The following is a 9,233-nucleotide window of genomic DNA, read 5'->3' on the forward strand; positions in this document are numbered from 1 at the left end:
ATGGGACGCTATGTCGCCAGGCGGCTGCTCCAGATGATCCCGGTGTTCTTCGGGGCCACCCTGCTGATCTTCCTGATGGTGAACGTGATGGGCGATCCCATCGCCGGACTGTGCGGGGAGCGCGCCTGCGACACCGCGACGGCCGCCCAGCTCAGACGGGAGTTCGGCCTCGACAAGCCGCTGTGGCAGCAGTACGCGACCTACATGGGCAACGTCTTCACCGGCGACTTCGGCACCGCGTTCAACGGACAGCCCGTCACGCAGCTGATGGCGTCGGCGTTCCCCGTCACCATCCGGCTGACCGTCGTCGCGATCCTCTTCGAGATCGTCGTCGGCATCACCCTGGGCGTGCTGACCGGGCTGCGCCGCGGCCGGCCCGTCGACACCTCGGTGCTGGTCCTCACCCTCGTCGTCATCTCCGTCCCCACCTTCGTCACCGGTCTGCTGCTGCAACTGCTGTTCGGCGTGCAGTGGGGCTGGATCAGACCCTCGGTGTCCCCGGCGGCGGCCTTAGGGGAGCTGATCGTGCCCGGCCTGGTCCTCGCCTCCGTCTCCCTCGCCTACGTGACCCGGCTGACCCGTACGTCCATCGCCGAGAACCGGCGCTCGGACTATGTGCGCACGGCCGTCGCCAAGGGGCTGCCCCGGCGCCGGGTCGTCGTCCGGCACCTGCTGCGCAACTCCCTGATCCCCGTGGTCACCTTCATCGGCACCGACATCGGCGCGCTGATGGGCGGTGCCATCGTCACCGAGCGCATCTTCAACATCCACGGCGTCGGCTACCAGCTCTACCAGGGCATCCTGCGGCAGAACACGCAGACCGTCGTCGGGTTCGTGACGGTCCTCGTCCTGGTCTTCCTGGTCGCCAACCTGCTCGTGGACCTGCTGTACGCCGTACTCGACCCGAGGATCCGCTATGCCTGAGCAGTCGCAGGAGCCCGAGCGCGCCATCGCCGGGACCGGCATGGGCGGCGCGATGGACCTGGCGGCGAGCGAGGCGACGACGCTGGAGCGGGCGCCGGGCGGGCCGGAGGGCAAGCCCCGCTCCCTGTGGTCCGACGCCTGGCGCGATCTGCGCCGCAACCCCGTCTTCATCCTCTCCGCGCTGGTGATCTGCTTCCTGGTCGTCATCGCGATCCGGCCGTCCCTGATCGCCTCGGGCAACCCGCTCACCTGCGACCTTGCCAGGGCCCAGGACGGTCCCGCGCCCGGCCACCCCTTCGGCTTCGACGGCCAGGGCTGCGACGTCTACACGCGCACCGTCTACGGCGCCCGCGCGTCCGTCACGGTCGGCATGTGCGCCACGCTCGGGGTGGCGCTCTTCGGCTCGGTGCTGGGCGGGCTCGCCGGATTCTTCGGCGGCGCCGGGGACGCCGTGCTGTCCCGGGCCACCGACATCTTCTTCGCCATCCCCGTGGTCCTCGGCGGTCTCGTCCTGCTGTCCGTCGTCCCGAGCAGCACCGTCTGGCCCGTCGTCGGGTTCATCGTGCTGCTCGGCTGGCCGCAGATCTCCCGGATCGCGCGCGGCTCGGTCATCACCGCCAAACAGCTCGACTACGTCCAGGCCGCCCGTGCCCTGGGCGCCTCCAACTCGCGCATCCTGATGCGGCACATCGCGCCCAACGCCGTCGCCCCGGTGATCGTCGTCGCCACCATCGCGCTCGGCACGTACATCGCGCTGGAGGCCACCCTGTCCTACCTCGGCGTCGGGCTGAAGCCGCCCAGCGTCTCCTGGGGCATCGACATCTCCGCCGCCTCGCCCTACGTCCGCAACGCCCCGCACGCGCTGCTGTGGCCCGCCGGGGCGCTGGCGATCACGGTCCTGGCCTTCATCATGCTCGGCGACGCGGTGCGCGACGCCCTCGACCCGAAGCTGAGGTGACGGCGCCGTGCTGCTCGAAGTCCGTGATCTGCATGTGGAGTTCCGCACCCGGGACGGGGTCGTCCACGCCGTCAACGGAGTCGGCTACGAGGTGGACGCCGGGGAGACGCTCGCCGTGCTCGGGGAGTCCGGCTCCGGCAAGTCCGTGACCGCGCAGGCGGTCATGGGCATCCTCGACGTGCCGCCCGGCCGGATCAGCGGCGGGCGGATCCTCTTCCGCGGCAGGGACCTGCTGAAACTGAAGGAGGACGAACGGCGGCGGATCCGGGGCGCCGAGATGGCGATGATCTTCCAGGACGCGCTGTCCGCGCTGAACCCGGTGCTGACCGTCGGCGACCAGCTCGGCGAGATGTTCATCGTGCACCGGGGCCTGTCCCGCAAGGACGCGCGCGCCAGGGCCGTGGAGCTGATGGACCGGGTGCGCATCCCGGCTGCCCGGCAGCGCGTCCGCGACTATCCGCACCAGTTCTCCGGCGGCATGCGCCAGCGCATCATGATCGCCATGGCGCTGGCCCTGGAACCGGCGCTCATCATCGCCGACGAGCCGACCACCGCCCTCGACGTCACCGTCCAGGCCCAGGTGATGGATCTGCTCGCCGAACTCCGGCGCGAGTACCGGATGGGGCTCGTCCTGATCACCCACGATCTGGGCGTGGTCGCCGACGTCGCCGACCGGATCGCGGTGATGTACGCGGGCCGGATCGTGGAGTCCGCGCCGGTGCACGACATCTACAAGGCGCCCGCCCACCCGTACACCAGGGGCCTGCTGGACTCGATCCCGCGCCTGGGCCACAAGGGCCGGGAGCTCTACGCCATCAAGGGCCTGCCGCCCAACCTCCTGGCGATCCCGTCCGGCTGCGCCTTCCACCCGCGCTGCCCCATGGCCCGGGACGTGTGCCGCACGGACGTACCGCCGCTGTACGAGGTCTCCGAAAGCCGCGCCAGCGCCTGCCACTTCTGGAGGGAGTGCCTGGATGGCAGAGCAGACGGCTGAGCGGCCGGCCGAGCCGATCCTGGAGGTCAGCGGGCTCGTCAAGCACTACCCGCTCACCCGGGGCGTCCTGTTCAGGAAGCAGATCGGGGCGGTCAAGGCGGTCGACGGCGTCGACTTCACCCTGGCCCGGGGCGAAACGCTCGGCATCGTGGGCGAGTCCGGCTGCGGCAAGTCCACGGTCGCGAGGATGCTGTGCAACCTGGAGCGGCCCACCGCGGGCGAGATCCGCTACCGGGGCGAGGACATCACCCGGCTGTCCGGCCGGGCGCTGAAGGCGGTGCGCCGGAACATCCAGATGGTGTTCCAGGACCCGTACACCTCGCTCAACCCGCGTATGACGGTGGGCGACATCATCGGCGAGCCGTACGAGATCCACCCCGAGGCGGCCCCCAAGGGCGACCGGCGCCGCAGGGTGATGGAACTGCTGGACGTGGTCGGCCTCGACCCGGAGTACGTCAACCGCTATCCGCACCAGTTCTCCGGCGGCCAGCGCCAACGTATCGGCATCGCACGGGGGTTGGCCCTGCGCCCCGAGATCATCGTCGCCGACGAGCCGGTCTCCGCGCTCGACGTCTCGGTGCAGGCCCAGGTGATCAACCTGATGGAGCGGCTTCAGGACGAGTTCGACCTGTCCTACGTCTTCATCGCGCACGACCTGTCGATCGTGCGGCACATCTCCGACCGGGTGGGGGTCATGTACCTCGGGCGGATCGTCGAGATCGGCACCGACGAGCAGATCTACGACCATCCGACGCACCCCTACACCCAGGCGCTGCTGTCCGCCGTGCCCGTGCCGGACCCGGGGGCACGGGAACGCCGGGAGCGGATCATCCTCTCGGGAGACGTGCCGTCCCCGACGAACATCCCCTCCGGCTGCCGCTTCCGCACCCGCTGCTGGAAGGCGCGGGAGCGCTGCACGCTGGAGGTGCCGGAGCTGGCGGTGCCCGCGGACTTCCGGCACGACACCGGACCGGCGGTGCACCCCTCGGCGTGCCACTACGCGGCGGAGCTCCAGGTGGTGCCGCCGGAGGAACGGGACACCGGGGGACAGGGCAGCGGCACCAGGGCACCGTGACCGCGCCGGCGCGCGGACGCCCTCACGGCCCGGGACGGGGCCGGGGCGGCGTGTCGCGTGCCCCCGGCCCCATGCCCGTGTGCGGTGTCCTGGCGGCGCTCAGCCGAGCCCGAGGGAACGCTTGAGGAAGTCCACCTGGAGCAGCAGCAGGTTCTCGGCGACCTGCTCCTGCGGAGTCATGTGGGTGACCCCGGACAGCGGCAGCACCTCGTGCGGGCGCCCGGCGGCGAGCAGGGCGGAGGACAGCCGCAGGGCGTGGGCGACCACCACGTTGTCGTCGGCCAGACCGTGCACGATCATCAGCGGCCGGTGCGGCTCGGCGGGCGAGGACAGCCCGTCGTCGGTGACCAGGGAGCTGTGGGCGTACACCCCCGGCGCCTGCTCCGGGTCGCCCAGATACCGCTCGGTGTAGTGGGTGTCGTACAGGCGCCAGTCGGTGACCGGGGCGCCCGCGATGCCCGCGTGGAAGACGTCCGGGCGGCGCAGCACGGCCAGGGCGGCCAGGTAGCCGCCGTAGGACCAGCCGCGGATCGCCACCCTGCCGAGGTCGAGCGGATACGTCTTGGCAAGGTCCCGCAGGGCCTCGATCTGGTCGTCGAGGGTGACCGTGAAGTCGTGGTGGACGGCCTTCTCCCAGGCGGGGGAGCGACCCGGGGTGCCGCGGCCGTCGGCGACGACCACCGCGAAGCCCTGGTCGGCGAACCACTGGGAGGTGAGGTGCGCGTTGTGCGCGGCCACCACGCGGGAGCCGTGCGGGCCGCCGTAGGGGTCGAGGAGGACGGGCAGGGGGGCGGAGGCGGCAGTGTCACGGGGGTAGTCCGTAGGCATAAGCACGGCGCACGGGATTCGGCGTGCGCCCCCCTGGGTGAGGGTCACGCGTGGGGACAAACCGGGATCTTCGGCGTGGGAGCGGATGGTGGCCACCGTCCGGCCCTCCCGCACCACCCGCACCCGGGCGCCCGGCCGGTCGAGCGTGGCGGAGACGAGGACGGCCACGCCCCCGGCGCGCACCGCGGTGTGCACGCCGGGTTCCTGGCTCACGCGCTCCACGCCCAGTTCGTTGACGCGGTAGACGTGCACCTCACCGGTCTCCGGTTCGGCCGCCTCCTCGCCGGTCGAGGCGGAGACGAGCACGTCGTCGTCCGACACGTCCAGCACGGCCCGCACGTGCAACTGCCCTCCCGTGAGCGGTCGTTCACCGACCGCCAGCACCCGCGCGCCGCCCTCTTCGGCGATCCGCACGAGCTGCCCGGAGGGAGACCAGCACGGCACCCCGGGGAAAAGTTCAAGCCAATCTGGATCTTCGTCGGCGTGCACCATACGGGTCGCGCCGGACTCCGGATCCACCGCCAGGTACAGCTGGCTGCGCTGGTCGCGCGCCTGCACGAGGAGCAGCGGCGCCCCTGCCGCTGACCAGTGCACATGAGCCAGATACGGGTAACGGGACCGGTCCCAGAGGACCTCCGTGCGGGTCCCGTCCAGGCCGAACACGAACAGCTGTACGTCCGCGTTGGGGGTGCCGGCGGCCGGGTAGGGGACGCGGCTCGGCTCCCGTCCGGGATGCGCCGGATCGGAGATCCACCACCGCCGCACCGGCGTGTCGTCCACGCGCGCCACGAGCAGCCGGTCCGACTCCGGCGCCCACCAGAAGCCGCGGGAACGGTGCATCTCCTCGGCCGCGATGAACTCCGCGAGGCCGTAGGCGACGCCCTCGGACTCCGGTTCGGCGAGCGCCCGGTCGCCGTCGCCCTCGGCACCCACCACCCGCAGGGCCCCGGCGGTGACGTAGGCGACGTGCCGTCCGTCGGGGGACGGACGGGGGTCGATCACCGGCCCGGGGGCGGGCAGTTCGCGTGCCGTACCCGCCCTCAACTCGGCCGTGAAAAGCCGCCCTGACAAGGCGAAAGACGCCAACTCCGCGGCGGTGTCGGTGGCGTAGCCGACGATGCCCGCGCCACCCTCGCGACTGCGTTCGCGGCGGGCCCGTTCCTCGGCCGAGAGGTGTTCGGATGCGCCGCCCAGGAGGGCGCTCGGGTCGGCTGCCATGCGCTCCGCGCCGTCGTCAAGGTCGAGCACCCAAAGGGAGTTGGCCCGGTCGGTGCCGGATCCGGAGCGCAGGAACACGACGCGGGAGGCGTCGGGAGCCACGGTGAACGCGCGCGGCGCGCCGAGCGTGAACCGCTGGGTGCGCGCGTGCCGTCGGGGGAAGGAGACAGGCTCGGTCGTCATGCCATGACCATATTGGCCATGCGCCCCCTTGTGCGGCCGTGCGCCGACCGATGCGCGCGTGCGGATAGTTATGATCGTTAGCGCATAGTGGGTAGGAACCTGCTGCCCGCTGTGTGGATCTATCTGCCCCTCATAGTCCGACGACCCCCGATACCCCCGACACCCCCCGCGTCCTGGGATCTTTGGAGGTGAGCCGCCGTGGCACTCTCGATTTCGGCGGTGGTGCTGCTGGCGATCATCGTCTTCTTGCTGATCAAGAAGTCAGGCCTCAAGGCCGGTCATGCGGTCGTGTGCATGCTCCTGGGCTTCTATCTGGCGTCCTCCACGGTCGCCCCCACGATCAGCGAACTCACCACGAACATCGCGGGGATGATCGGCAGCTTCAAGTTCTGAGGCCGTCCGGCGTCCCGCTCGCCCGGCCCCGCCGGGGCCGGTTCCGGGTCGGAACCGGGTTCAGGGCCAGGTTCTTCCGCGCCGGGTTCCGGGTCAGAGGTCGCCGCAGGCGTCCCGTGCCTTCGCCAGTTCCTCCTTCACTTCCTTGCCGAAGTCGAAGGTCTGCGCATGGAGCGCCTGCGCTCGCCGGACGCTTTCGGCGAGCGGTTCGTACCGCTTGTCGCCCGCGGCCGCCGACGCCGAGAGCACACCGGCCGCGGCGAACCGGTTCAACGCGATGTCGCCCTCCGGTCCCTTCGCGCCGTACTTCGACTCGTCGAACCCGCTGAGGGCGCGACACGCGTCGCGTGCGTCGTCCGCCGGGGCGTTCGCGGTGGACCGGCCGTCATCGCTCAGAGCCCATGCCGCGCCCACGGCGCCCCCGCCGACCATGAGGCCCGCCACCAGCGCGACGACCGGGACGACGCCGGGGCGCCGGGAAGGCGCGGGTGCCGATGAGGCGGGCGGGACCGGAGCGCTGTACTGCGGCTGCGACGACATGCCACCAACTTACGACATGCATATGACAGGTTCGCCCCGGGACTCCGGCGGCCCGCGCCGGGGGCGGGGCCCGGCCCCTCGTAGGGTTGGTCCCATGACGGAACGGGCCGCTCGGCGGCTGATGCTGGTGCACGCGCATCCCGACGACGAGTCGATCAACAACGGCGCGACCATGGCGCGGTACGCGGCCGAGGGCGCCCTGGTGACGCTGGTGACCTGCACGCTCGGGGAGCTGGGCGAGGTCATCCCGGAGGAACTGCGGCATCTGGAGGGGTCGGCCGGGCTCGGCGCGTACCGGAGGCAGGAGCTGGCCGCGGCCATGCGGGAGCTCGGAGTCGAGGACTTCCGGCTGCTCGGCGGGGCCGGGCGGTACCGGGACTCCGGGATGATGGGGCTCGCCGACAACGACGACCCGGACTGCCTGTGGCAGGCCGGCCTCGACACCGCCGCCGAGCACCTCGTCGCCGTGATCCGCGAGGTGCGCCCGCAGGTCCTCGTCACCTACGACGACAACGGCGGCTACGGACACCCCGACCACATCCAGGCCCACCGGATCGCGATGCGCGCCGCGGATCTGGCCGCCGACCCTGCCGTACGCCCCGACCTCGGCCGGCCCTGGCGGATCGCCAAGGTGTACTGGAACCGCGTCCCGCGTCCGGTCGCCGAGGCCGCCTTCGCACGGCTGAAGGACGACCTGCACGGGCTGCCGTTCGACGAGCCGGCGGCGATCGGCGATGTTCCCGGAGTCGTCGGCGACGAGCGCGTCACCGCGGCGGTCGACGGCAGCGCGTACGCCGCCGCCAAGACCGCGGCGATGGCCGCGCACGCCACCCAGATCGAGATGGCCGAGCCGTACTTCGCCCTCTCCAACCAGCTCGCCCAGCCGGTCTTCACCACCGAGTTCTACGAGCTGGTGCGCGGGGAACCCGGTGCCGGGGAGGGAGAGCGGGAGACCGATCTGTTCGCCGGGCTCGATCTGTTGGCCGGGGCCGAGAGGGAGGCTTCCTAATGTTGTTGTCAAGCCGCCCCGGTGACGGGTGGTGCGACTTGGTAGCACCTTCGGTCACGGATCAGTGCCCGGATGACGTTCACGCGGCGCCGTGCGAGGGCGAGTACCGCTTGGACGTGCCGCTTGCCTTCGGCCCTCTTCCGGTCGTAGAACGCCCGAGAGTTGGGGTCGCATCGGATGCTGATAAGCGCGGACGTGTAGAAGACGCGCTGAAGTCTGCGGTGGTAGCGCTGTGGCCGGTGCAGGTTCCCGCTGGTCTTACCGGAGTCGCGGGGTGCCGGTGCGACGCCGGCGAAAGCGGCGAGCCGGTCAGGGGTCGGGAACGCGGCCAGGTCACCGCCGACGGCAGCAAGGAACTCGGCGCCGAGCAGGGGCCCGATACCGGGCACGCTTGCGATCACTTCGGCGAGTTCGTGCTGGCGAAACCGGCCCTCGATGAGCTTGTCGGTCTCGGCGATCTTCTCGTTGAGGGCGATCACCTCCCTCGCCAGGGTGTGGACCATCGCGGCGATGGGCTTCTCGCCCACCACAGCGGTGTGCTGGCGCTCGGCGGCCTGCACGGCCTCGCTAGCCAGGGTCTCAGCACTACGGACCTTGCGATTGCGCAGCCAGGTGGCAAGGCGCTTGGCCCCGGCACGGCGGATGGCGGCCGGGGTCTGGTAGCCGGTCAGCAGGATCAGCGGCCCGGCGTTAGTGACGTCCAAGGCCCGCTCGAGAGCCGGGAACATGCTGGTCATAGTGGCGCGCAGGCGGCTGACCGTCCGCGTGCGGTCTGCCACCAGGTCGACGCGCCGGGCGGTGAGCAACTCCAGTTCCACGGTCGCCTCGTCACCCGGGCGGATCGGCTGGAGGTCGCGGCGCATCCGGGCCTGGTCGGCGATGACCAGGGCGTCGCGGGCGTCGGTCTTGCCCTCGCCGCGGTAGGAGTCGCTGGCACGGTTGACGGCCTTGCCCGGGATGTAGACCAGTTCCTGGCCGTGGCCGAACAGCAGCGTGATCAGCAGGCCCGGCTCCCCGCCGGTCATGTCCAGTGCCCAGGTGACCTGGCCACCGTCGGCGAGGTCGAGTACGACACGCAGGAGTTCAAGCAGCTCCGGCTCGTCGTTGGCGA

At 71.3% G+C, this 9,233-nt stretch carries 9 protein-coding genes; 6 read left to right on the forward strand and 3 right to left on the reverse strand.

Annotated features, from left to right (window positions below):
- From ABZ818_RS12730 to ABZ818_RS12745, 4 genes are read left to right on the forward strand one after another with little or no spacing between them, the layout of a single operon-like run.
- Entirely contained in the window at window positions 1-924 is a 924-nt protein-coding gene (locus ABZ818_RS12730) for an ABC transporter permease (RefSeq protein ID WP_361413216.1), read from the forward strand.
- A complete protein-coding gene (locus ABZ818_RS12735) occupies window positions 917-1,882 on the forward strand; it encodes an ABC transporter permease (protein WP_361413217.1) in 966 nt (321 codons plus the stop codon). Before ABZ818_RS12730 ends, ABZ818_RS12735 begins: the two co-directional genes overlap by 8 nt.
- A 7-nt stretch (window positions 1,883-1,889) precedes the next feature.
- Window positions 1,890-2,876, forward strand: coding sequence for an ABC transporter ATP-binding protein (locus ABZ818_RS12740; RefSeq protein ID WP_361413218.1), 987 nt, complete (start codon window positions 1,890-1,892; stop codon window positions 2,874-2,876).
- On the forward strand, window positions 2,857-3,951 hold the full coding sequence (locus ABZ818_RS12745; RefSeq protein WP_361413219.1) for a dipeptide ABC transporter ATP-binding protein: 1,095 nt from the start codon (window positions 2,857-2,859) through the stop codon (window positions 3,949-3,951). Before ABZ818_RS12740 ends, ABZ818_RS12745 begins: the two co-directional genes overlap by 20 nt.
- Before the next feature lie 99 nt (window positions 3,952-4,050).
- On the opposite strand, the gene ABZ818_RS12750 is transcribed toward ABZ818_RS12745, so the two are convergent.
- Window positions 4,051-6,180: an alpha/beta fold hydrolase gene (locus ABZ818_RS12750; RefSeq protein WP_361413220.1), complete on the reverse strand. Its 2,130-nt coding sequence runs from the start codon at window positions 6,178-6,180 to the stop codon at window positions 4,051-4,053.
- A gap of 198 nt (window positions 6,181-6,378) precedes the next feature.
- On the opposite strand from ABZ818_RS12750, the gene ABZ818_RS12755 reads away from it, so the two are divergent.
- Window positions 6,379-6,573, forward strand: a complete 195-nt coding sequence (locus ABZ818_RS12755; protein ID WP_361413222.1) for a hypothetical protein — start codon at window positions 6,379-6,381, stop codon at window positions 6,571-6,573.
- A 93-nt stretch (window positions 6,574-6,666) separates the two neighbouring features.
- Here the strand turns inward: ABZ818_RS12755 and ABZ818_RS12760 are convergent, their stop codons facing one another.
- A complete protein-coding gene (locus ABZ818_RS12760; RefSeq protein WP_361413224.1) occupies window positions 6,667-7,113 on the reverse strand; it encodes a hypothetical protein in 447 nt (148 codons plus the stop codon).
- Between the two features lie 94 nt (window positions 7,114-7,207).
- Here ABZ818_RS12760 and mshB point away from each other — a divergent pair, with 94 nt between their 5' ends.
- Window positions 7,208-8,122 (forward strand): N-acetyl-1-D-myo-inositol-2-amino-2-deoxy-alpha-D-glucopyranoside deacetylase, encoded by a 915-nt coding sequence (gene mshB / locus ABZ818_RS12765; protein ID WP_361413226.1) that lies wholly within the window; start codon window positions 7,208-7,210, stop codon window positions 8,120-8,122.
- A gap of 8 nt (window positions 8,123-8,130) precedes the next feature.
- Here the strand turns inward: mshB and ABZ818_RS12770 are convergent.
- The coding region (locus tag ABZ818_RS12770) for an IS110 family transposase (RefSeq protein WP_361413228.1) at window positions 8,131-9,233 on the reverse strand (1,103 nt) is incomplete at its 5' end.

Source organism: Streptomyces sp. NPDC047453 (assembly GCF_040643155.1).
GTDB lineage: Bacteria > Actinomycetota > Actinomycetes > Streptomycetales > Streptomycetaceae > Streptomyces.

Excerpts from the sequence above, each read along its gene's own strand:
- ABZ818_RS12730 (WP_361413216.1), top strand. The coding sequence starts at position 1 with ATGGGACGCTATGTCGCCAGGCGGCTGCTCCAGATGATCCCGGTGTTC.
- ABZ818_RS12735 (WP_361413217.1), top strand. The coding sequence starts at position 917 with ATGCCTGAGCAGTCGCAGGAGCCCGAGCGCGCCATCGCCGGGACCGGC.
- ABZ818_RS12745 (WP_361413219.1), top strand. The coding sequence starts at position 2,857 with ATGGCAGAGCAGACGGCTGAGCGGCCGGCCGAGCCGATCCTGGAGGTC.
- ABZ818_RS12750 (WP_361413220.1), bottom strand. The coding sequence starts at position 6,180 with ATGACGACCGAGCCTGTCTCCTTCCCCCGACGGCACGCGCGCACCCAG.
- ABZ818_RS12760 (WP_361413224.1), bottom strand. The coding sequence starts at position 7,113 with ATGTCGTCGCAGCCGCAGTACAGCGCTCCGGTCCCGCCCGCCTCATCG.
- mshB (WP_361413226.1), top strand. The coding sequence starts at position 7,208 with ATGACGGAACGGGCCGCTCGGCGGCTGATGCTGGTGCACGCGCATCCC.